Here is a 22,854-nt window from a genome sequence, read left to right on the forward strand (position 1 = left end):
CGTCAATCCTCCAGCAGCGTGCGTACCCGTTCGGCCAGCACTTCCAGCTCGAACGGCTTGGCCAGTAGTTCGGTGCGCTTGTCGGGCCAGGTACAAGGCATGGTAGCGGTAGTGTCGTAGCCGGTAAGCAGCAACACTGGGGTATTTTCCGTAGTCGCCCACCGGGTCATCAGCCATCAGAACGAGCGGATGATCCGCCCCAGGGTTTCCATGGCCCGTTCGGCGTCCTCATGCCAGGGGCTGCCGTAGTTCAGGCGGATGCAGTTGCCGAAGCGCCGGGTGGGCGAGAAGATCGGTCCGGGGGCGATACTGATGCCTTGGGCCAAGGCCATGTGGAACAGCTTGAGAGCGTCCATCTGCTCGGGCAGCTCCAGCCACAGGAAGTAGCCGCCGGACGGTTGGCTGACCCGCGTCTGCGCCGGAAAGTGCCGGGCGATGGCCGCCAGCATGTTGGCCTGCTGGCCTTCCAGGGCATAGCGCAGCTTGCGCAGGTGGCGGTCGTAGCCGCCGTGCTGCAGGTAGTCGGCGATAGCCGCCTGGGCTGGCATTGAGGCACACAGCGAGGTCATCAGCTTGAGCCGCTCGATCTTCTGCGCAAAACGCCCGGCCGCCACCCAGCCGATGCGGTAGCCAGGTGCCAGGCTCTTGGCGAACGAGCCGCAGTGCATCACCAGGCCCTGGGTGTCGAAGGCCTTGGCCGGTTTGGGGGCCTGTTGCGCGTAGTACAGTTCGGCGTACACGTCGTCTTCGATCAATGGCACCTGATGACGCGCCAGCAGCTCCACCAGTGCCTGCTTTTTCGCCTCCGGCATGCTGGCGCCAACCGGATTCTGGAAATTGGTCATGCACCACACGGCCTTGACCGGGTGCTTTTCCAGGGTCTGCGCCAGCACGCTCAGGTCCATGCCTTCGCGCGGGTGCACAGGGATTTCCACCGCCTTGAGCTTGAGCCGTTCCAGTACCTGCAGGCAGGCATAGAAGGCGGGGGCTTCGATGGCTACAAGGTCGCCGGGCTGGGTGACGGCCTGCAGGCACAGGTTCAGGGCTTCCAGCGCGCCGTTGGTGATCAGCAGCTCCTCCATCGGCAGCATCAGCCCGCCGACCATGTAGCGCAGGGCAATCTGCCGGCGCAGTTGTGGGTTGCCGGGTGACAGGTCGGTCACCACCATGCGCGGGTCCATGTTGCGGCTGGCGCTGGCCAGCGAGCGCGACAGGCGTTGCAGCGGGAACAGTTCGGGGCTGGGGAAGGCCGAGCCGAACGGCACGGTGTTGGGGTCCTTGATCGAGTCGAGGATCGAGAACACCAGCGCGCTGACGTCGACGTCGGTGGACTCGCTGACCGGCTGCAATGCCTGCGGCTCGCTGAACTGGCGCGGGGCATGGGCGTTGACGAAGTAACCCGAGCGCGGCCGGGCGCGGATCAGCCCGCGCCTTTCCAGCAGGTAGTAGGCCTGGAACACGGTGGACGGGCTGACCCCGTGGGTCTGGCTGGCATAGCGCACCGAGGGCACCCGTTGGCCGGGGCCCAGCACCCCGGAGCGGATCAGTTCGGCGATGTCGTCGGCAAAGCGTTCGTAGCGTTTCATTCTGGCCTTCTGTCGAAGCCTGGCAGGCAGGTGGAAGCAGTGTAAGGGATCAACGGTTCATCGGTGCGACGAAGCGGCTGTGGGCCACGCTGCGGATGGCGGGGTCGTCGCGCTCGCTGATTTCGAAACTGAGCGTCTGCGAGCTGCTGGTCGGGCGCTCGGCCAGCATCGCCACCGACACCGGCAGTTCACTCATTTCACCGGCCGGGATCATGAATGAAGTCCTGCCCTGCAAGCTGAAGCCGTCGGCGTCCAGCAGGCGCAGCTCGTAGTGCCGGGTGCGTTCGGTCTTGTTGATGATCTTGAGCAGGTAGATATTCTCGATCTGGCCTTGGGCATTCTCGCGGAACAGGCCACGGTCCTTGATCACGTCCAGCGATACCATCGGACGCAGTTGCAAGGCCACCACCAGCGCCGCGATCATCACCCCCAGCGCGGCGGCGTAACCCAGCAGGCGCGGGCGCAGCCAATGGGTAGTGCCACCTTGCAGGCTGCGTTCGGACTTGTAGCCGATCAGGCCACGGGTGTAGCCCATCTTGTCCATCACCCCGTCACAGGCATCGATGCACGCCGCACAACCGATGCAGGCCATTTGCAGGCCATCGCGGATATCGATGCCGGTGGGGCACACCTGCACGCACAAGGTGCAGTCGATGCAGTCGCCCAGGCCCTGGGTGCGAGCGTCGCTGCCTTTCTTGCGCGGGCCACGTGTTTCGCCGCGACGTGGGTCATAGGCGACCGCCAGGGTGTCCTTGTCGAACATCACGCTCTGGAAGCGCGCATAGGGGCACATGTGCAGGCATACCGCTTCACGCAGCAGGCCGGCATTGATGTAGGTGGCAGCGGTGAAGAACAGCACCCAGAACAGCGCCACGCCGCCCAGTTGCAAGGTGAGCAGTTCGGTGGCCAGTGCGCGGATCGGGGTGAAGTAGCCGACGAAGGTCAGCCCGGTGAGCGCGCCAATGGCCAGCCACAGGCTGTGCTTCAATGTGCGACGGGCCAGTTTGTTCAGGCTCCAGGGCGCGGCGGCCAGCTTGATGCGCTGGTTGCGGTCACCCTCGGTGACCTTTTCGCACCACATGAACAGCCAGGTCCAGGTGCTCTGCGGGCAGCTGTAGCCGCACCACACGCGGCCGGCATACACGGTGATGGCGAACAGGCCGAAGGCGCAGATGATCAGCAACGCCGACAGCAGGATGAAGTCCTGCGGCCAGAAGGTGGCGCCGAAGATGTGGAATTTGCTGTTGCCCAAGTCCCACAGCACGGCCTGGCGGCCGTTCCAGTTAAGCCAGGCGGTGCCAAAGAACAGCACGAACAGGGCTCCGGCAAAGGCGATGCGCAGGTTGCGGTACAACCCGCTGAAACTACGGGTATGGATGCCATTGTCGGCGCGTCGCGGCTGGGGGCTGGCTGGGGCGGTGACGATCTCTGTGAAAGGGATTCTATCGTTCATGGCTCGGTGCTCATCAGGCCTCGATCAGGCATGCGCACTATGGCCCTGAGGCTGATATCAGCACAGGCTCAGATTTTGCGATAAAAACCGTATCAGATCTTCGGGCAAGCCCCGCCAGGCCTCAGATCACCGAGCCTGGCGTGCTGGCCTTCAGATGCCTGCGGCTATCCACCGCACCCGCCACGGTCAGTGCATCGGCCTCGGCTTCGGTGATGGGCACACGCTGGCCGGCGAGCAGGGCCACTGACATGCGCAGCTGTTCGTCGGTGACGATTTCGATGGACGGGCCATCACCCTCGATGCGCAGGTCTTCACCGAGCAGGGTACAGCGGCGGGTGGTTTCGTCGATTTCAACGGGCATGGGGTCGTCCTCCTGGGGGTTACAGGGTGGACCACAGGGCGGGGCGGGTTGCTGCATCCGGAAGCTGAGCGGCACTTTGTCATTTGCTCGGAGGTCAACCCTTGCAGATGGCAGGCCCGGCCTCTTCGCGGGTACTGCTCCAGACCTAAGCGCAGCGCCATTCCTGTGGGAGCGGGTTTACCCGCGAAGAGGCCAGCACAGGCAAGACAATGCTCAGCAAGGGAACACCGCCATGGACCTCATCTGGCAAGCAATCCAGGCCGAATTCGCCGACATCACCGACGCGCGCGAGGTCACGCAAATCCTCGTACGCCTGCTGATGGCCGCCCTGCTCGGCGCCGTGCTGGGTTTCGAGCGCGAGCACAAGGGCAAGTCTGCCGGGGTGCGCACGCATATGCTGGTTTCGCTGGGTGCTGCGCTGTTCGTGCTGGCGCCGAGCATGGCCGGGGCCGATGAGCAGGCGCTGAGCCGGGTGATCCAGGGTATTGTCGCCGGTATCGGTTTTCTTGGCGCGGGTACCATTCTCAAGGGGAACGGCCAGGACGCCAGCCATGTGAAGGGCCTGACTACCGCCGCCGGGCTGTGGATGACCGCCGCCATCGGTACGGCAGCCGGCATGGGCCGCGAAGCCACGGCGTTGATCAGCACGATACTGGCCCTGCTGGTGCTGGGCACGATGCCGCTACTGGTGGACAAGCTCGAAGGGCAGGATGAGGGAAAGCAGGAGGAGGAAGAGGGCAGGAAGCACTGAGGGGAGCCGAAGCTCCCCTCAAAGCGTTGTTGCCTGCTCTTTTTTTATTATTGGGACCGACCTTTTGTTGTTTTTGTCAGCCTGTCCTGGTGTTGCTGGCGACCCCCATGCGGGGTCAAGAGCAAACGTATTTTTTTGAGCGCTGACCTGCCTTCATCATTGCTGATCCGAACCTGGCTGCCGCTACCTTGAGGTAGTTTTATTGTTTTGTGCCAGATCGCGGGGCGTACCCCTGAAAAGCGTGTCGACTCCAAAAAAATCTGCTTGCTACGCCTCTGCCGTGTTGTTCTTGTTATGTCAGAGCCGTTACCTGTTGTTTTTATTGGGTGTCACATTTTTTTGTTGTTGTACCAGAGATATAGCAGGGTGCGTGCCAACTTTTTAAAACCCTTTAAAATCAATCGCTTGGCAATTTCAGCCGAAAAGGGGTGGCCTGAAATTCTGCCGATTTGTTTCCCTGTTACCCGATTTTTTGCTGTGAAACGTGAAGGCGGTAACACTTCACCCACACGTATGTGACACCCGTATGACTTATTGTGCGCTACGCGCCCGTGCTACCCGCGACCCGTTGTCGCGGCCCAGCACGCTGCTGATGCGGCATCCGGCGGCGATCAGCCGGTCCAGGTCGATACCGGTTTCAATGCCCAGCCCCTGCAGCAGGTACACCACGTCTTCACTGGCGATATTACCGGTAGCGCCTTTGGCGTAGGGGCAGCCGCCCAGCCCGGCCACCGAGCTGTCGAACACGCTGATGCCTTCGAGCAGGCTGGCATACACGTTGGCCAGGGCTTGGCCATAGGTATCGTGGAAGTGCCCGGCCAGTTGCTCGCGTGGTACTTGTGCCGACACCACCTCGAACAGGCGCCGGGTATCGCCGGCGGTACCGGTGCCGATGGTGTCGCCCAGCGATACCTCGTAGCAGCCCATGTCGTGCAGGGCGCGGGCCACCGGGGCGACCTGCCCGGCGCTGACCTTGCCTTCATAGGGGCAGCCGAGCACGCACGACACATAACCGCGCACACGCACACCGTGGTTGCGCGCGGCTTCCATGATCGGCTCGAAGCGCTTGAGGCTGTCGCTGATCGAGCAGTTGATGTTGCGTTGCGAGAAGGCTTCGGAGGCAGCCGCGAACACCGCCACTTCCTTCACCCCTGCGGCCAGGGCGTCCTCGAAACCGCGCAGGTTGGGCGCCAGCGCCGCATAGGTAACACCCTGGCGCTGGTGGATGCCGGCGAACACTTCGGCGGAACCGGCCATCTGTGGCACCCACTTGGGCGAGACGAAACTGCCCACTTCAATATAGGCCAGGCCCGCCTCGGTGAGGTCGTCCACCAGGCGCACCTTGTCGGCGACGCTGATGGGCTGGGCTTCGTTCTGCAGGCCGTCGCGGGGGCCTACTTCGACCAGACGGACGTGTTTGGGCAAGGACATGGCGGGTTTCCTGTGGCGTTCAGCGGTTGTCTTTGTTGTTCAGGGTGGCGGCCAGGGCTTGTTCGCAGCGCTCCTGGGCAGTGTCCAGCTCCAGCTGCATCTGGTGGATATCGAGCATCTGTTGTTCCAGCTGGGCGCGGCGTTCGGCTATTTTCGCCAGCATGCTGTTGAGCTGCTTGAGGTTGCCGCTGGAGGGGTCGTACAGCTCGATCAGCTCGCGGCATTCGGCCAGTGAAAAACCGATGCGCTTGCCGCGCAGGATAAGCTTCAGGCTGACCTTGTCACGCGCCGAATAGATACGCTCCAGGCCGCGGCGCTCGGGGCTCAGCAGGCCCTGTTCCTCATAGAAGCGGATGGCGCGGGTAGTGATGTCCAGCTCGCGGGACAGGTCGGAGATGCTGTAGGTCTGGGTGCTCATGCTGGGGCTCGGCGTGGGGTATGCCGGTATCCTGCCGGCAGGTTTACGTATACGTCAAGCCAGGGGTGAAAATGTGTGTGCCGGTACAGCTATCTAGATCACCAACCCCACCTGCAACCGCTTCGGCAACCGCCGTACCACCAACTGGTGCGAGCGCTGCAACAGATCACACAGTTCATCACGCCCCATGGGATAGGGCAGCGCCATGCTGATCCACCGCGCCCGCGCCAGGTACGGTGCAGGCCGCACCCCTGGGCGGTCGCAATAGCCGAGAAACAGCTCGTCGGCCACCTTGAACGACAACCCCGCACCTGCCAGGTCGAGCACTGCGAACATCTTGTTGCCTGCCACCGAGAACACCCGGACGCCGCCCCATTTGTAGTCTTCCCGAGCACCTGGCAGGCTCAGGCAAAACGCCGCCATCTGGGCTTCGCTCATGTTCCGCTCAGACATACCGTTCTCCACAGGCCTCGAACGACGCCGCCAGGTGATCGATCCACACCCGCACCGCAGGCAGCAAGCCGCGCCGGTGCGGGTACACTGCCTGCAGGTAGCCGCCCGGTAGCGACCAGTCGGGTAGCAGGCGCACCAGTTCGCCGCGTTTGAGCTGTTCCTCACAGAACATGCTGGGTAGTGCGGTAAACCCGAGGCCCGCTCGTACAGCAGCATTACGTACTACGAAATCATCGATGGCAAGGCGCGGCTCCAGGGCGATTTCCTGCTGCTTGCCGTGGGGGCCGAACAGACGGAAGTGTACCAGCCGGTCCGCCTCGGCGGCGCCCAGCACCGGCAGTGATGCCAGCTCGCCCGGTTCGCGGATATGGTCGGCGAAACCGGGCGCGGCAACCAGTTGCATCTGCGCCTGGCGCAGGCGGCGGGTGACCAGGGCCGGGTCTTCATCGCCCAGGTCGCGCACGCGCAAGGCCACGTCGATGCCTTCGGAAATCAGGTCGACCCGGCGGTTGAGCAGCACCATGTCCAGTTGCACCAGCGGGTACTGCGCGAGAAAGCGGCTGATCACGTCCGGCAGGAAGGCGTGGGCCAATGCCACCGGGCAGGACACCCGCAAACGCCCGCGCGGTTCGCTGCTCATGCTGGCCACGGTTTCATCGGCGGCTTCGGCTTCCAGCAGCATGGCTTGGCAGTGGTGCAGGTAGCGCTCGCCCACTGCGGTGAGCTTCAGTTGCCGTGTGGTGCGTTGCAGCAGGCGTGTGCCCAGGCGTTCTTCAAGCTCGGCGATACGCCGCGACAGACGCGACTTGGGGATGCCCAACTGACGGCCGGCAGCGGCGAAACCGCCGGCTTCGACCACGCGGGCAAAGTAGAAAAGGTGGCCAGTTTTCCTAGAGAGACCATTGATCAAAACTGATATTTACCCTGATGATCAGTGGGTTAGCATGTTTCAGTTTTTGACGAATGATCAAAACTACACCATTGATCAGGGCCAGCCTCATCGAATGAAATCAGAATGGCTGACGAGAAGGTGCTGGCGGAGCCACCTATAGCGGCCGGTCACCGCAACGATCGAACGCGTGTGCTAAGTGATCCAGCCAAGCCCTGACAGCGGGCAACACTCCACGCCTGTGCGGGTACACCGCCTGGAGCCACGCAGGTGCGCATCGCCAATCGGGGAGCATGCGAACAAGCTCACCGCTGGCTAGCTCGTTTTCACAATGCATTAACGGCAAAACTGTGAAACCTAGTCCGGCCAATGCTGCTTCTTTGCGCATGATGAAATCTTCCACACCCAAACGGGCTGCCATAGTGATCTCGAAACGCTCACCGGTTTCGTTGAATAAGCGCATCCTTGCCAACCGGTCAGAATCTAGCGCCCCTAGGAAAGGCAGAATCATCAGATCTTTAGGGTGAGAGACAGGATGAGAGTCCCGAAAATCTGCGGAGGCAACAACCTCTGTCCGGGCCTCGCGCAAACGCTTGGTGACGAGGTTTGGTTCCTCATCCTCTACTTCGCGAACACGAAGCGCTACATCAATGCCTTCATTGATCAAGTCGATACGGCGATTGACCAAAAGCAGGTCGAGCTGGACATGAGGGTATTGCGCTAGGAAATCACGAACCAACGGATTCAGAAATTGATTTGCTAGCCCAACTGGGCTGCTCACCCTGAGAGGGCCTCTCGGTTCACTGGTTGCGCTAGCAATCACCTCATCAGCTTGCTCTGCTTCCAAAAGCATTGCCTGGCAGTGGCGAAGGTATCGCTCACCTAGCGCAGTGAGCTGCAATTTGCGTGTTGTTCGTTGGAGGAGGCGAGCGTTTAGCCGCTGCTCCAATTCTGCAATTCGCCGGGATAGTCTGGATTTCGGAATACCAAGTAGGCGACCTGCGGCAGCGAAACCGCCAGCCTCCACGACCTTCGCGAAATAAAAGAGGTCGCTCAAATTTCGGGGATCACCAATGGGCACTTTCGAATGACCTTATGGAGTAGGGGCAAGGCATGGAGTAGCGTCCATTATGCCTGAAGTTACTAGGCTTGTGCCCACCCGTATGAACCATGTAAAAAACCAGGAAAGCCCGGCAGTTTTCAGGCGTTGCGATAGGCTTTTATTGGATCGCTACGAGGTGGTAAGAAATGCCTTTGTCGAGAAATTACAACGTTTTGAAGCTGCTCGCCATTGTAGTGCTACGCACATTTTCGTTAGGGCGTGGATACCAAGCAGTCACGATTTGTAAGCTTTAAAAAGTTTGTCCGAGGCCACATATATGTCCCCCCGAGCCCGCGAGAACGCCACATAGAGCTTGTTCCTTGTATGAGCCACGGCCTCACTCAACTTACCTTGTTCAAATTGCTTCCAGGCCTTCGCGCCCATCACGACGCAGACATCCTCGTAGTGATCCTGCCCCTTACTGGCACCCCAGTTCTGTGAGTAGCAACCGTACTTATAGTGCTGCTCCTGAAATAGTTTCACGATGCTGTGATCACTGTGCAGACGGTCTGCCAGTTCTTGGGTGTCGACCTTGATGATCTCTGTCACCCTGCCTTTGTGTGAGTCAATCTTGATCTGCAGGTGGGCCGTGATGAAATCGCAGACTGTGGTTCCGCACCGCCAGCTCTTGCTGAGGCTTTCTTTGTCCACCTTGATCTTGGCTTTGGTGAAGCGCCTTTCGTACTTGGTGATGTCTTTGTGAAGGGAGCTGTTCATCGTACCATCGCGGCTCGTATCAAAGGTGTGCTGGTAGAAATCCCCCACGAACAGCATTTCGGCGTTGGCAGCCGATATCTCCAGCAACAGGTTGAAATCGTGGCCTGCGAAGTCCTGCACTTCATCGACGTAGACAGAATCGTAAAAGCGCTCAATCCGAGATCGGACAGCAGGGAGGAGGCCTTCGACCTCTATCAGCTTGGCCAGGCGGTTGTGATACAGGCGTCCGCCCGGATCGCGGTACCGCTTGCGCTCCGTCAGCGGATAGTTGCGCTGCGGAGGGGCTCTGAAATTCAGGCCCCGCGTGTCCATCTCGTTTTGCATGAAGGGGCGGAAGCAGAAACCGTGTAGGAACGCAAAGTACGTCATCACGGTGATGTTCGACGGAAGGGTGCCGAACTTCTTGATGATGCTTTTGCGCAGATGGCTGTAATTGTTCTCCGTGTACGTGATGATCAGGGCGCGCTTCTCAAGGCAGAGCTTGCTGATGAGGTGGGTCGTTTTGCCTGACCCAGCCACTGCAAAAATCACTCGTTTATCCATGCGATCGCATCCCTGATGTACTGAGGGGCCACGAGCGCTGCTGACTTCTTCCTGAGCAGCTCGAACGCAGCGTCGGCCTTGTTCTTGAGCATGTACTCCTGGACGGTCAGCTTCTTGCGCCCGGCAGCGAACAGGTCGTCGCAGGCCACCTTGTTGTCCTGGTACAAGCCGATCTCAAAGGTCGACCGATCCTTGGCTACGTCAGCAAAGATGCGAGCTTCCGGATACAGACTGTCCTTGTAGTTCTCTACACAATGCTGCTGATAATCACCGTCATTGTCGCGGATCGCTGCGACGCGGATTCCCAGTAACTTTCCGAGCTCCAGATAGCGTTTGAAGCTCGTGCCACCTATCGAAATGATGTGCACCTGATCGGCGTGTGGCGTTCGTCCGTTGGAGTGCTTCTTGTAGAACTCTTCGATCAGGATGAACTCGGCATCACCCTCCACCAGAATGACCTTCTTGGAGAGCGCGAACTCCAGGACATTGTTATCCGGTGCCTTCATGAAGAAGCTGGCGGTCGGTTCGGTGAGCGCCTTCAACCGACCAGCCTGCTGATCGCTACCCAAGAGAAGTGCGTGCCGGAGGTCGAGCCGCGAGCAGATGTGGCTGCTGTGAGTGGCGATGAAGAGCTGCGTTCCAGCCGTGGCGGCCAATTGCTCAACCAGGAGCTTCATCTTGGTGTGGCTGAGGTGGTTCTCTGGTTCTTCCAGGAGTAGGGCATGCAGTTCGCCCTTGGCTTCATGCCGGCGCAGCGCGAACTCGGTTTTGATGAAGCACTGCTCACCTTTACCTCGATTCTCGATTGGGATGCCATCCTTGGTGATGACGAGGTCGGTTTCGAGATTGGAGCGGATGCTGGTTCTCACGCCAAATTGGTATGCACCCAGGTTAGCATTGAGTGCGGCCAACACCTTGTCGCGAAAAGCTTCCTTCCCGCGGCGATAGCGATTTTCCAGGCTGTAGCGTTCAGGTGGTTCGGCGTTGAAGCTGAACACTGTGCGGGTGTACTCCCTTGCCGCGTACTCACTGTCGATGCGAGAGCTGTCCAAGAGAAGGTGCTTCACCGGACGCCGATAGCTGACATGAGGGCCGCCAGAGAAGGTGTAGAATTTCACGCCATAGTATTCGTATGGGAAACCTTCCGGGTCGTCTTGCAAGAGCTGATGGATCGTTGCACCGAACTCCTCAACCAGCGGAGCTATCTTCATCCCAATTCCGTCAGTCATGGCGCCGGCTAGATTCTGCGTGCCGTAGTAGCCTTGATCATCGCCTTCCTCGAGAAACACCTCCACGACCAATTCCGGCAACTGGTCGAGCGTACGTGGGCCCTGCTGAAAAGCCTTTACCGCAGACTGCGCCAACAGTGACTCGTACCCGATGGTTTCAACGCGACTGCGGCTGGCACTCAGTGCGAGATCGAGGCCAAGCAACACGCTGCTTTTCCCCGTCTCGTTGTCACCGATCAGTACATTCACCCCTGCATCGAACTCAAGCATAAGCGACTCGAATTTCTTGAAGTTTTGGAGCATCACTTTCTTGATGGCAGGCATCAAATCATTCCCACAGTGTTTGAGTTCAAGGTCGGCTAGCGGACATCGAGTGGTCAGGCCTTCTCGGCCAGGCGATTGGCATCACTTTTTCGGCGCATTTCCATGATGGGGTGGTCGTTGGCGATCTGGGCCCCCAGGTGCATGGGGCTTGGCAGTTTGAGTTGACCGTCCCACAAGGGCGCGTTGCGGCAGAGCAGGGCGACTTGTTCCGCGATCGCGGTTGAGGAGGCAAAGGAAGCCGGCTCTATGACGGTGATCTCGGTAACGCCGAGTTGCTGCCAAGGATCCGCCAACAAGAAATCACCGACCTGGTAGCGGGTGTTTTTACGCTGGCCTTCAGCCTTGCTATAGATCTTTGAAGGCGATACGAAGTAATAAACGGCAGGGCTTCGAAGTGACTGGAAGACGCCGATTTTCTGCCCAATGTACTGGGGCTGGGTAGGGTGCTCGGAGTGGTTGCCGGACATCTGAGCGATGTCGTTATCCACCCTGATTCGCACAATGGCCGCATTGGCCGGGACGGGAGGCAGGCCGCTGTCGGGGCTGTCCTTCAGCCCCCGATAGAATGTCCGCAAATTGCTATCGAGGCAGACAATCAGCGGGGTGTCTGCCTCATCCGTGGCCACAAGCATCGACCACGTCACGAGCTTGTTGATGGCCTCAGGGTTAATCAGCGAAGGCGTGGCATGAATGGCAGCGACGCCCTCAGTGAACGGATACCATTGCCCGCGGCTAGGGTCGTTCTTGACGAACCAGTAGACCTCGCATTTCTGAGTATCAGCCACCGACCTGGTGATGACTGGTAGGTAGATCATGTCACCCTTTTCGTTAATGCGATCCAGGCGAATAGACAAAATCGTTGTGCCTGTCGGGATGGTCTTTGCCTTGACGAAAGCGGTTGGGAAGTAACCCGTTAGGCGGATCGCCTCGGTGACAGTGTTGAGAGCCTTGTAGTCCCGCGACTCTTTTTTGGGCTTCGGTTTGTTCGGGTCTGGTACCTCATGCATGATGAACTGAGTCACAATGCCATGCTCGGCCAGTACCCTACGGATGTAATGCTTTGGGTCTCTGTCTGAATCGAGTGCTGCAGCTAAGGTACTAGTTTCAACGATCAGGATTGATGTGCCGAGTTTCTTGATTTCGGGGACGACGCTCTTTCGAAGCCAACCATCGAGTTCAATGGAAGAAGCGCTGCCCTCCAACATGGAGGTTGCGCCTTCGAAAGCCAGGCGCGTCAGTTGGATTTCAGGCGGGGCGTTCTTCTTGAAAAACGGCATGGTCGAGCCCAGGGTCTCGCTGGCTTTGACCAGTCGCAACATGATCTCGGAGTGTGCTGCCAGTACCGCAGCATGCACCTTCACTGGCGTTGAGGCCTTTACAGGTTTTGCCACGCGAATACTGGAAACGGCCTTGCGAGCCAAAAGCGGCTGCGAGCCCCGGAGACTGCGCAGTAGGTGGAAGCAAGTTTGGTCGAGGAAGAGGGGGCCCGGGCCCGAACCGATGGCGGGCATGAGTGGTGGTGTGACGTAGATTGGCCTAACGAGACTGTCGACGGGTATATCACCTTCAATCAGATCGGGCAGAGGCTGGACACCCATGAAGGCGAGCAGCTTGTTGGTCGGGAAGTCGTAAACGGTTTGCCAGCCCGTGTCAGTCTTTTTGCTTCGAATACCCGCTCTTACAATCGATTGGCCAGTGTGCACCCAAGCGTGTCGCTTACGCCCGATCGAATTGGGCATGATCTGGCTTAGCTTCACGCGCAGTTGGATGAAAGGCTCAGTACAGTCGCGAAGTAGCTTCAGGCTGGGCTTAATGACATGCAGGGCGCTGGCATTGCGATCACCCGTGGGCATGATCGGATCGTTCCAGGCGATCAGCGAGCCATCGGAGGCTTGCTGCAAGGGGATGAGTTTGGGGATGGGATCGGGGTTTCCGTTCTGAGTCGACTCAAGAGGTGTCGAGCACATTGCCTGACCAACCAGCCACGGAACAACGGTGTAGGCCAGGGGCGAAACTCCGTCGGGATTGATTAAGTCGCCTGGTAGCAGGGGATGAAGCTCCGTGACTGCGAGCTTGGTCTCCAGTCCCTCAACCTGCTCGTCCCACATACGCATCACTTCGAGCGACCAGAGATACAGCATCTGATTGATCGTATCGACGGGCAGGGGCTTCAGCATGAGGATTGCTGACGCACCTTTGTCTTTGTAGGGGAACAGGTTGACTTCAACGGGCCCGCCCGATACCGCAGCCAGCATTTCTTTCAGCGCATTCGTAGGCAATCCAGGGTGATGCTTTTTCCCCAGGTTCTGCAGGACTTGCCAGGCAGCTAGGTATTGTTCTCCGATCTGGGCACGATAGGCATGCGCGAGCGCTTGCGGGTCGAAACTGAAGAGGCTGGTGCGCAGGTCAAGGTTCTTCATCGAGCTTCCTTAGCTGATCGATCAATGTAGTGCGTAATAGCACTCGCGATGCCGTTGTGGTGCAGGAAAAATTGATTCCAGCTGCCTTCATTTTTTAGTCTTTGGACGGACTCCGAGAGCAGTTTTGCCCACGGCGTGCGGCCATTGGTGAACGCTGCATCTGCGAAATAGCAGGTCACCGGTGTGCCGCCGCGCCGACCACGCCCGATCAATTGCGTGAGGGTCACCAGTATGTTCATCACGGTGTAATGGCGGATGTTGGCGGGCTGCTGGCCAAAAGCTGGCGGAGCGGTGCGAATGTCATTGAGGATTGAGTTCGCGTTAGCACGTTCTTTGTGCAGCACATGTTGGAGGCTGGGCTCGGGACGCATCCGATTCCAGGTTTCGTAGCTGATGTGCGCAAGGTTGTTTTCGGGGCTATCGGAGGCCGGTAATGGGCGCACGCAGATCACCACGCCACCGATCGCTGAGAGGCCATCTTTATTGACGATGTTGTGGCCGCGAGCCATGGGGTGGAGCGCGCTGACCAGAATCGTTTTGTCCCGGTGCGCCCCTTCAATGAACTGCGCAAGATCGTCGTACACCAGCGTGTGTTCAGCGTTTAGCAATGTGGGCTTGTATTCGCTAGCCCGACCCCGCACCCAGCCAACGGTGGGGCTGGGGGATAGGCCAGCAAGCGTGATTGCCAGTAGCTCAGCATCGGCGTCGCTGCTGGCGACCAGGAGCAATCGAGCACGATCTGCGGTGACCGGATCCTTGGCCAATGCTTTCAGGCGCTTTTCAATCCAAGGCCATAGCTCCGCGGCAAGTTGCTTGATTCGATCCTTTCGCTCGAAGAAAGGTGCACCTGAAACCGTCGTAGTGAGTCCTACATTCTCGAATGCAACCTGGCCAGCAGCGTCGGGCACATCAATGAAGTCCTTGGCCTTGAGGTCGTATGCACTGGCGCCAGGGAAGTAAGCAGTGGCCGAGAACCCCATGAACATGCGCCTGACGCCGGCATACCCAAGCGACGCGAGCTCGGGAAGAGCCAATAGGGTGCCGTGGGGATCACCTCGCATTGCCACGACGTTCAGTGATGATGTCGCCTCGCTGGCCGGCTTGCGTTTGAATCCAAAGACGGTGCGATGTAGTGGGCCGATGGGACTGAACGAAAGTGGCTCGCGACCTTTCAGATTGCTGTAGACCTCTTGGGCATAAGGGAATTCAGCATTGGCAAAGCTGGGCAGTTCGATCTGCAGATTCCGTAAGGCGACTTCAAGGTTGTCCAGGATGCCGCGCAGAATCAGTGCTGCTTTAAGGCGCTGCAGGTCTTTCGAGTTCAGTTTTGCCTTCAGGTGGCCGCTACCGGCGAGCGTTGTGAGCAATCGCCCCAGCTCCATCGCCTGATTCTCCGGCCTGCTGGCCATCTCATTCGTTTGCCAGTAGATCAGGTTTTCTCGCAAGCTACGCAGGTGTTCCGGAACGCTGGCATTGCCGCTGCTGTAGAGCGCCTTAAGCGTTTCGAAGTCAATCTCCAGCTTGGTCATGATGTAGCCGTCTTCTGCCTCTGCCCAGGTTGTTTCCTTCTTGGGCCAGTCGAAGTACTTGCGTTGTTGAAGGTTCATCAACTGATCGACGTTGGTACAGCAGAAGCCGAGGGCTAGGGACAAGCGAATTCGGCTGCTTTCTTCGATGCCTGGAATATTCAGTCGGCTGAAAATCGCCGTGAAGAGTTGAACGAGCGGGCTTGCCTCGCCCGTGTTGCCCAACTGGAGGCTGAAGGCGCTTGTGTCGATCGCGGTTTTGAGCAGCCCGTCGATCTCATCGATTAAGAACACAGGCGAGATACGTAGCAAAAGCTCGATGAAGCTACGAGGGCCCGGGAACTGTTCTGAATCATTGAACGGTATGCGCGATGTGCCGGACAGCAAGGCATGGTGATTGATGACGATCACGTCAGCATCCAGCGCTTGCGACAGCATCTTTGTTCGACCGCAAGAGAACAGGAAAGGGCAATGACTTAAGCGCTTTGTCTCTTCCTTCGCATTGCCTTTAGAGGACACGACGTGAAGCTTGAAGCAAGGCTCCGAACCTGCCGGCATAGCTTCCAGCTCGCTCGAGTAGGCGTTTAGCAAGCACGCGTAGTCGTAGGGATGATCCTCATTGTGCTGCTTGAAATGTACGCCCGCACGCTCATGGGTTCGAGAAAGAGAATGCAATGGCGCAACCTTCAGGTTTGGCGCTACGACTGATGCCGCCAGTCGCATGATCCTCACGGTATTGTCCAGCTCCACGTAGCCAGGCACTGCAATAACGACTTTGTGACCGCGGCTAGCTGCATCGAGCGCCATCAATGACATCACTACCGTCTTACCAGTACCGGTGGCGGCATTCACGCGATAGAAGTTACCGGAGCTCGCCGATCGCTGGTGGCTGTTTCCCCAAATGTTGTGAAGGGACGCGCAGTGTTGCGTATGCGGCGTCGAGGCGGCATCTAGTCGTTCGGCAATCGACCGGAGATTTCCGTAGTCCCAGCTGATGTCAGGGGTCGCTGGCGTATCGGAAATCTTGAGGTATTGATCCGAGGGCGGTAATCGCTTCCTCTCGTTGGCCGGGATGCTGAAGATACGGGTGCGTTCAGCTGTGATGTACTTGAAGACCAAGTTGCCGGATTCAGGCAGCTTTGCGATGGCAGGGGGCTGATGCCAACGTTTCAACGCATCCAAGCTTTCCTTGATAACCTGGTCGACGTCCAAAATCACTTTAATGCGGTAGTGATCACCCTCGGCCAGCTTGGGTCGCAAGTTTTCGGGTTCAATCAGTTCAAAGGGGCATAGCTCGTCTGCAAGAACGATCGCTGCAATTTCTACGAACCGTGCCGGCTGTGCGAGCGATGAGGGGCGGAGCCGAAGCCCCATCGCGATCGTGATCTGCTGCTCGTCAGTGAGGCTGTCCCATGTACTCCATTTGTGGGTTCGACCTGCAATGAGTGCAGCCGCATCTGCTAAGCAAGGCGTGCCTTCAGTGTGGCGAGCCGCCAGTGCCATGAACAACGTGGTTGCGATGTCAGAAAGGGTTCGCACGAGTTGTCAGTTCCTTGATGCATTCGCTTTGGGTGAAGACCTGCAAGCCAGGGCATACACTTCGGAGCCACGGGACATGAGCCTGCTGGTAATCCGGGATGACGAACCAGCGCATCGTTGTGGGCCGCATTGATTCCAAGTAGGCGCCCAAGGCACGCGGTGATACCCAAACCTTCGCATCAATGTCGAGCGTCATTCCGCCGTAGCTGACTCGCAGATCTGAGCGATCTACATCTGGCCACAAGGTGACATCGAGGCCATGCTTCGAGAGTTTTTCGGCCAGCTGAAGCTCGAGCAGCCCGGGCAGCAATGTGTACTTCCAAAGTGCGCTTTTGAGCATGTAGCGCTTACCCGCAGCTTCGCCTTCCAGTACTTGGTCGGTGACAACATTGACCAGTCGTCCTTGCATCCATCGGTACAGGCTGCTTTTTTCTCTGCACCAGGCAGAGTCGCACTGAACCTCTCGTCTCTGTGGGTTCATGGGCCATCGGCATTCTGGGCACTGATAGAGTTTTCCGTTGTGAGCAAGGTGCTCCGGAATGCGCTCATAAAAGTCATCGAGACCCCTGCCAAGCGGGATGAAAACGCTAGCCGCCCGCACAGGATCAATCACGGCGTTTTCGATCAGGAATCGCCTGAAACGCCTATACAGCTCATCCCCTTTGGAAATCACCTGGCACAGGTCACGTACTTCTCGGACGATCGACTGGATTGCTTCCCAGAGCTCATGAACGTCGAGTTCAAGGAGCATTTCATTGCAGGTCTGGGTGGAAATACCCGATGCGAGGAGAGGGCCGGTGTAATCAAACCGTACGGACTTTGGAAGCCATGACTCCAATGGGAGCGACAGTTGACGTTCCAGCTGCAGGGCTGAGCTGAGGGGCTTGCCGGGAGAGAGGCGCCAAAGATGTGCCTGAGCCTCTCGGAGCAACAACAGTGCGGCGCCTCGATCCGACTCGCACAAGGACGCTGCCTTCGACAGAAGCCTAAGTAAGTACTCCGATCGTTGGGTGTCCATGTGCACGTCCCCTGCGCCTGATTCCACGGAGGCCAGACTTGCTCGCAAGCGTGCGAAAGCCGGCAACGGCAAGCAGTCAAGGAGCGAGGATGAGGCTGCCACGCGGCAGATTTACCTGTTCCTAGCTTGGCTCGCTTAACCCGATGATCTAACAATTGATTTTAGTTTGCCACTACTCAAGGTGTGACGTTTTGTGTGGGAATGGGGTTGTGAGCGCGGAAGGAATTCATTTGGATTGATTCGTGTCTGAATGGCCATTCAGTAGGGTGTGTTATGCATAAATCGACGTCTTGGCCGAAGGCCGCTGCCCTCTGTGAGTTTTCCTAAAAAAGGCGTCGCCGGGAGGTAGTGATGGCCGGGGCACGTATGCGAACACACATGGGGTCAATCGAGTAGCTGGTTCATCCACATGCTGGCGAATTGAGCAAAAGACTTCTGTTCAATTTCTGAGAAAGGGTCGGACGGCCGATTAGCGGGGCCACTGGTCGGTTCAGCGGCGAAGCTTTGGTTTTGAGGTTGTCATCGATGTCGCGCACCTCGCACGGGATTAAGACATCATTCCTTGCGCCAGTAACGGCTAACAGTAGAACGAGGGATGCCCAACAGCTTTATCACCTCAGCCTGGGTCTTACCTTCAGATCTCAGCTCGCGTACTTTTTTCAGGTTTTCCTCGGCGCTGCGAGTACGGGGATGCACTTTTTTTGCCGGTGCCTCGGGAAGAGGTGCGTTGAGAAGCTCCATAGCCTTGAGCTCTTCTAGCACCAGGTTGAGGATGTCCTTAGGCGTCTTCTGCTCATCTGACGCATGTACGAGCGCCAAGAAGGTCAACGGGTGCACGCTTAGTGACTTAGCCAGGGCTCGATTCGTTTCCAGTGTGGGATTGGATTGACGGCCTTCTAAGCGGCTGACCTGCGACTGGGTCACCCCGCCGGCGACATCGTATTGAGACAGCTGCTGCTGCTCTCTCAGCAGTTGCAGAACCGCTGCATAGGCTTCACGCAGGCCCATTTCTTCCGCCCTGATAAAAGTGGACGGTATGCCGCGTTTGCGTGATCTCATTCAAATGTATATATTCATCGTTGTGGGATCTGGCTGGCTAATCAGCCACCTGCTTGGCGCTTGTCTTTGCAGAGAATGCTGAAAGGCTGGTGTCCGATAACGCTTTCAATATACGGCTAACTCACGAGGGGGCACCGTGAAATCCAGCGATTTTGAGCTGTTGGCTAGCCAGCAGTCCCCCGCGGAAACACCACCAGGTTCAGTGCCTGCCACTGTGGAGCGGGCGATGGCCATAAATTTTGGCATCGCTATCACGGGGTTCCTTTGCTGCGCTTTGTACGACCATTCAATCAATTGTCTAGTGGGCATTGTGTATCGCGAGAGCCGCGGTCGGTTCCGAGATGGTTCGACAATCCGAACGTCCCCATTGGGAAAGCGCCTGGAGCATGGTGCGTACCATCTGTTTGAGACCAGGAGTGGAAGCGTCTATGTCGTCTGCGACTGGGCGCTGAAAGGTGGAAGCCCTCAGTTCGAGGGCGCCCTTCATTAGGGCCGGCATATACCGCAGCGAAGCGATGCGAGAAGTAGCGCGCTAAGACGAATCAGGTAGGCACAGTGGAAGCAGCGTTGGTAGCAGACTTTTTATCCGAGCATGGCTTTCCTCTGGATGGGGACGGCCGATTAGATGAGCTAATCGTCGAGACTGCATGGGCAAATAATCAGGGCCGACCATTCTATGTTGTCCGGGATTGGCTCCTACTCGAAATCATGGTGCCTAGTGATGTTGAAGATGATCTCAAAGCTATGGGCCTACAGCCAACGGTGGTTTTTGCCAATATCGTGGTGTACGACAGTAAAGCTCGAGGCTCCCGAGTAGGTGCAATTAGATCTAGCTTCCAACGTGCGCTAGATGATTGCACTTTTGAAAGCATAAATACGAGTTACATCTTAGCCGGGCCAGGGACAAGAAAACATGTGAGCCTTCCTGCACTCCAAGCCTTGGAAAATGCCTGAGCGCAGCCAATGTGCCATTCGCCCGATAGACATGATCATAAGGCGAAGGAACTATCAAAATGGAAACGAATTTTGAGGAACTGATTCGACGTCAGGCTGAGCGGGTGTTTGGCAGCAAAGCGAAGGCCAACACTTGGATGTCGCAGCCTAGGACTGTTTTTAGTGGCGTCACCGCATTGGAGTGCGCGTGCGATGAGGCTGGGTATCGGACAGTAAAGTGGGAACTTGACCGCATCGAGCACGGCTACGCCTGTTAGTCAAATCTTGCCAAGTGCGGTTAATTCAGGGCCCTAAGCCATATGTAAACCCAGCCATAAAATTGCGCGTTGCACAGCGGCAGCTACTTGGATGCAGCATCAGAGCAAAATTCTCATTCATTAAACGCTATGCCATTGAAGTTAATGCGCTCATCATCCAGGAGCGGCGACATGAATGAAATATATACCGAGTGGGGGCGATTTTGCCTATGGTGTCGACAGGTGACAGAAAGCTCAGGATTTTCTTCTGCCCTGGTTGACCTTCCCCAGTTTGATGGGGCAGCGGAATTTCGAATGGCAGCCAATTTCTCTGGCGGTAAGCTAATGATTGGTACGCTATATTTCGTGCCGTATTACGAAATCGACCCGTTGCCCATTACCTTCCATTGCGATGAGGCCATTGCTAGCTTAAGGGAAGGGTATTGCTTACTAGTCCCCGTTGCCATTGATACGGGTTGGTCGGAAGCCGTATGGCCTAAGTCAATGACCGAGTTAGATAGCTATATTGTTAAAGTGACCGGCTATCCACGACTTCTCGAAGATTGGATTAGGGGAAGGCGTCGCGAGCTTAATAAGCTACTGATGGTTGTGCTAGTTAAAGATGCTATTTGTTGTGGATACCTACTTGGTACCCCGAAAGATGGGGGCTTCACTGAGATACGTGTTGTACCAGTTTTCTTCGATCGAGTTGGGGAGTTTTCATCTGAAAATCGCGTGCTGATTGAGCTGGAGCTCAGTGTGCAGCATCTCCAAACGCTCATCAGGTACGCTCGTCAATTTCAGCCCAGTTCTGGCGACGATCAACGTTTGCGTTATGCGCTCGATGAACTGGCGAGCGCGTTGGAAAAGGGCGTCAGTCGCTCTCGCCTGACCTGACCTCGGGGGGCCTTGTTAGCCAGGCCCATTGGTCATTAGGTGCGCCGTAGTGCGATCTCACCTGGCTAAGACCTGGTGACTGGCTATGCGCAACAGTCGTATGCCTGAACGGCTGATAGTTTGGGTTGTGCCGGCCGGCCCGGCTGGGCGCAGCTTCGTAAGTCAACCTGCCGCCGCTGCGCTCATCAATGCAGCATGTCGAAGCACGGCAGGGTGTGATGCTCAGACCTCATGGTTTCCCTGAAGCCATGAACGAGCGACTCTAAATGCCGCTCGGAGCACAATTGAGCTGATGAAAATTTTGATCTACTCAGATTTGCACATTGAGTTCAAAGGTTTTGAACCGCCCCAGGTGGATGTGGATGTTGTTGTCCTTGCCGGCGATATATCGGTGCGTGGGAGAGGGGTAACCTGGGCTAATGAAACCTTCGAGTGCCCAGTCGTTTACGTGTGTGGTAACCATGAGTTTTACAAAGGCCACATTGACCGAACGCTTATCAAAATGCGCGAAGCCGCAGCAGAGCATGTGCACGTCATGGACAACCAAACTCTCATCATAAGTAGCACACGCTTTTTGGTTGCGACGGCATGGACAGACTATACGTCCACGGGCGACTACAAAGCTGCCATGAGGGACTGCGTCGAGCTCATGAGCGACTTCAGGAGGATCCGGGCAGGGGAGGATTTTAGAAAGCTTCGACCCGTTGACGTCATAGGTCGGAACATCGCCGCTCGTGAGTTTCTCCTCACTGAGCTCGCCAAACCCTTTGAGGGAAAGACGATCGTGATTACTCATCACTGCCCAATCCAAGACGTTGCCGGCGAGGGGCATGAAGGTCATCTAGGCGCAGCGTATTTCAATCAGTGGCACGACCTTGTGGCCCAAGCTGACGTGTGGATTTTTGGACACACCCATCACGCGGTAGACACAGTCCTGAAGGGGTGCCGGCTTGTGTCGAACCCACGTGGTTATCCAGGAGAACGTACAGGCTTCTCAGCTGACCTCACCATCGAGGTCTAGGCTCATCTCAATGATGCAAGGCTGAGGCGGTTTAGTCTTCTGGGTAGTGCCAGAGGCGGCCTACCGTTGACTTAGGAATACCCAGGCGCGCACTAACTGAGGCTTGTGATTCCCCCGCGGCCTTTGCAAGTCGAATGGCTGCCAGCTTCTGGGGATCAGTCGGTTTCCCTGGTCGCACCCGGGTGACCTTGCCCTCTTGGTAGTGATCAGCAATGCGCTCTAGTGCCCCACGGCTGTTGAGACCTTGGCATTCCTGTTGGATCAGTTCCAGGAGCTGCTCATCGCTCATCCCTTTACTAAGCGCAGATGCTAGGACAATGAGTGTGGCGGGATCGATCTCCAGCTTAGCAGCCACGGCTTCAAGGCGATCAATCGTGATGCTGGAACGGGCGTTTTCAATATTGTGCAAATGACGCGCTTCGACTGAGCCGGACATCTGCTCTTGCGTCAGTCCCTTGGCATGTCTAATCACGCGCATCAGGGCGGCTAGTGCCGGCATGAGTGACATTCAGCATCCTCGCTAAAAACGAGGATGAAGCCACGTTGATGACTCCCGCTCTATGCAATATAGTGCCGATTGCGAGATATCATTCTGACATCTCAGTTGGTAAGGCCTGCCTCACATGCATGGCCAAGGAAAATACCGCGGCGAGGGCATACCTCCGCTGCACATCGCAGTCCGAATGGACGAATGGGTAAGCACGCTGCGTTTTGGCGCGTGGACTGATCTCACCAGACAGCGTTAGGCGCTGTTTTTGAGGGCTTTCTGCTAGAACGCCCTCTTTTTTTGCCTCATGGAATGATGTCTAGGCGCTCATGCGGCTGCAGTGCTTCCGCCGCATCCAAGGTCAAGACCCACACTGAAATCTCGTTTACGCTACTCCATCCGCCACGCCGGTGCCTGCTGTTCGACGGCTAGAGTTCGCA

General features: G+C 57.5%; 22 protein-coding genes. 5 read left to right on the top strand and 17 right to left on the bottom strand.

Going from position 1 to position 22,854, the window contains the following annotated elements:
• Positions 1–2: 2 nt before the first annotated feature.
• The 4 genes from FQ664_RS27850 to FQ664_RS14395 all read right to left on the bottom strand — a co-directional run bounded on the left by FQ664_RS27850 (position 3) and on the right by FQ664_RS14395 (position 3,400).
• Entirely contained in the window at positions 3–137 is a 135-nt protein-coding gene (locus tag FQ664_RS27850) for a hypothetical protein (protein ID WP_256675962.1), read from the bottom strand.
• 39 nt (positions 138–176) lie between these two features.
• Positions 177–1,586 carry a GntR family transcriptional regulator MpaR gene (mapR, locus tag FQ664_RS14385; protein ID WP_144172737.1) on the bottom strand — a complete coding sequence of 470 codons (1,410 nt, stop codon included), beginning with the start codon at positions 1,584–1,586 and terminating at the stop codon, positions 177–179.
• A 49-nt stretch (positions 1,587–1,635) separates the two neighbouring features.
• The gene (gene ccoG / locus FQ664_RS14390; RefSeq protein WP_144172739.1) at positions 1,636–3,039 is read right to left on the bottom strand and encodes a cytochrome c oxidase accessory protein CcoG; all 1,404 of its coding nucleotides are present in this window, start codon (positions 3,037–3,039) and stop codon (positions 1,636–1,638) included.
• A 121-nt stretch (positions 3,040–3,160) separates the two neighbouring features.
• Entirely contained in the window at positions 3,161–3,400 is a 240-nt protein-coding gene (locus FQ664_RS14395) for a DUF3203 family protein (RefSeq protein ID WP_144172740.1), read from the bottom strand.
• A gap of 232 nt (positions 3,401–3,632) precedes the next feature.
• Between FQ664_RS14395 and FQ664_RS14400 the strand changes: the two genes are divergently transcribed.
• A complete protein-coding gene (locus FQ664_RS14400) occupies positions 3,633–4,151 on the top strand; it encodes an MgtC/SapB family protein (RefSeq protein WP_144172742.1) in 519 nt (172 codons plus the stop codon).
• Positions 4,152–4,480: 329 nt separating this feature from the next.
• Here the strand turns inward: FQ664_RS14400 and FQ664_RS14405 are convergent, their stop codons facing one another.
• From FQ664_RS14405 to FQ664_RS14460, 12 genes are all read right to left on the bottom strand, one after another.
• Complete coding sequence (locus FQ664_RS14405; protein WP_144172744.1) at positions 4,481–4,660, bottom strand: hypothetical protein; 180 nt, start codon at positions 4,658–4,660, stop codon at positions 4,481–4,483.
• 22 nt (positions 4,661–4,682) lie between these two features.
• Positions 4,683–5,582, bottom strand: a complete 900-nt coding sequence (locus FQ664_RS14410) for a hydroxymethylglutaryl-CoA lyase (RefSeq protein WP_144172745.1) — start codon at positions 5,580–5,582, stop codon at positions 4,683–4,685.
• A 19-nt stretch (positions 5,583–5,601) separates the two neighbouring features.
• Complete coding sequence (locus tag FQ664_RS14415) at positions 5,602–6,000, bottom strand: MerR family transcriptional regulator (RefSeq protein WP_013972930.1); 399 nt, start codon at positions 5,998–6,000, stop codon at positions 5,602–5,604.
• Positions 6,001–6,093: 93 nt separating this feature from the next.
• Positions 6,094–6,453, bottom strand: a complete 360-nt coding sequence (locus FQ664_RS14420; RefSeq protein ID WP_144172747.1) for an MmcQ/YjbR family DNA-binding protein — start codon at positions 6,451–6,453, stop codon at positions 6,094–6,096.
• Positions 6,446–7,363 carry a LysR substrate-binding domain-containing protein gene (locus FQ664_RS14425; protein WP_144172749.1) on the bottom strand — a complete coding sequence of 306 codons (918 nt, stop codon included), beginning with the start codon at positions 7,361–7,363 and terminating at the stop codon, positions 6,446–6,448. The genes FQ664_RS14420 and FQ664_RS14425 overlap by 8 nt, the downstream gene beginning before the upstream one ends.
• A gap of 136 nt (positions 7,364–7,499) precedes the next feature.
• A complete protein-coding gene (locus FQ664_RS14430) occupies positions 7,500–8,423 on the bottom strand; it encodes a LysR substrate-binding domain-containing protein (RefSeq protein WP_144172751.1) in 924 nt (307 codons plus the stop codon).
• A 255-nt stretch (positions 8,424–8,678) separates the two neighbouring features.
• Positions 8,679–9,704, bottom strand: a complete 1,026-nt coding sequence (locus tag FQ664_RS14435) for an AAA family ATPase (protein ID WP_144172752.1) — start codon at positions 9,702–9,704, stop codon at positions 8,679–8,681.
• On the bottom strand, positions 9,689–11,257 hold the full coding sequence (locus tag FQ664_RS14440; protein ID WP_144172754.1) for an ATP-dependent nuclease: 1,569 nt from the start codon (positions 11,255–11,257) through the stop codon (positions 9,689–9,691). The genes FQ664_RS14435 and FQ664_RS14440 overlap by 16 nt, the downstream gene beginning before the upstream one ends.
• Positions 11,258–11,310: 53 nt before the next feature.
• Positions 11,311–13,677 (bottom strand): RNaseH domain-containing protein, encoded by a 2,367-nt coding sequence (locus FQ664_RS14445; protein ID WP_144172756.1) that lies wholly within the window; start codon positions 13,675–13,677, stop codon positions 11,311–11,313.
• The gene (locus FQ664_RS14450) at positions 13,674–16,742 is read right to left on the bottom strand and encodes a DEAD/DEAH box helicase family protein (RefSeq protein ID WP_144172758.1); all 3,069 of its coding nucleotides are present in this window, start codon (positions 16,740–16,742) and stop codon (positions 13,674–13,676) included. The genes FQ664_RS14445 and FQ664_RS14450 overlap by 4 nt, the downstream gene beginning before the upstream one ends.
• A complete protein-coding gene (locus tag FQ664_RS14455) occupies positions 16,726–17,760 on the bottom strand; it encodes a restriction endonuclease-related protein (protein WP_144172760.1) in 1,035 nt (344 codons plus the stop codon). The genes FQ664_RS14450 and FQ664_RS14455 overlap by 17 nt, the downstream gene beginning before the upstream one ends.
• 555 nt (positions 17,761–18,315) lie before the next feature.
• Complete coding sequence (locus FQ664_RS14460) at positions 18,316–18,768, bottom strand: helix-turn-helix domain-containing protein (RefSeq protein ID WP_144172762.1); 453 nt, start codon at positions 18,766–18,768, stop codon at positions 18,316–18,318.
• A gap of 606 nt (positions 18,769–19,374) precedes the next feature.
• Here FQ664_RS14460 and FQ664_RS14470 point away from each other — a divergent pair.
• From FQ664_RS14470 to FQ664_RS14485, 4 genes are all read left to right on the top strand, one after another.
• The gene (locus FQ664_RS14470) at positions 19,375–19,773 is read left to right on the top strand and encodes a DUF6957 family protein (RefSeq protein WP_144172766.1); all 399 of its coding nucleotides are present in this window, start codon (positions 19,375–19,377) and stop codon (positions 19,771–19,773) included.
• A gap of 59 nt (positions 19,774–19,832) precedes the next feature.
• Positions 19,833–20,030: an MbcA/ParS/Xre antitoxin family protein gene (locus FQ664_RS14475; protein ID WP_144172768.1), complete on the top strand. Its 198-nt coding sequence runs from the start codon at positions 19,833–19,835 to the stop codon at positions 20,028–20,030.
• Between the two features lie 171 nt (positions 20,031–20,201).
• On the top strand, positions 20,202–20,906 hold the full coding sequence (locus tag FQ664_RS14480; RefSeq protein WP_144172770.1) for a hypothetical protein: 705 nt from the start codon (positions 20,202–20,204) through the stop codon (positions 20,904–20,906).
• Positions 20,907–21,198: 292 nt separating this feature from the next.
• Positions 21,199–21,927, top strand: coding sequence for a metallophosphoesterase (locus FQ664_RS14485; protein WP_144172772.1), 729 nt, complete (start codon positions 21,199–21,201; stop codon positions 21,925–21,927).
• Between the two features lie 31 nt (positions 21,928–21,958).
• Here the strand turns inward: FQ664_RS14485 and FQ664_RS14490 are convergent, their stop codons facing one another.
• A complete protein-coding gene (locus FQ664_RS14490; protein ID WP_144172774.1) occupies positions 21,959–22,435 on the bottom strand; it encodes a helix-turn-helix domain-containing protein in 477 nt (158 codons plus the stop codon).
• Between the last annotated feature and the right edge of the window lie 419 nt (positions 22,436–22,854).

The sequence above is a fragment of the Pseudomonas persica genome, assembly GCF_900291015.1.
In the GTDB taxonomy this organism is placed as follows: domain Bacteria; phylum Pseudomonadota; class Gammaproteobacteria; order Pseudomonadales; family Pseudomonadaceae; genus Aquipseudomonas.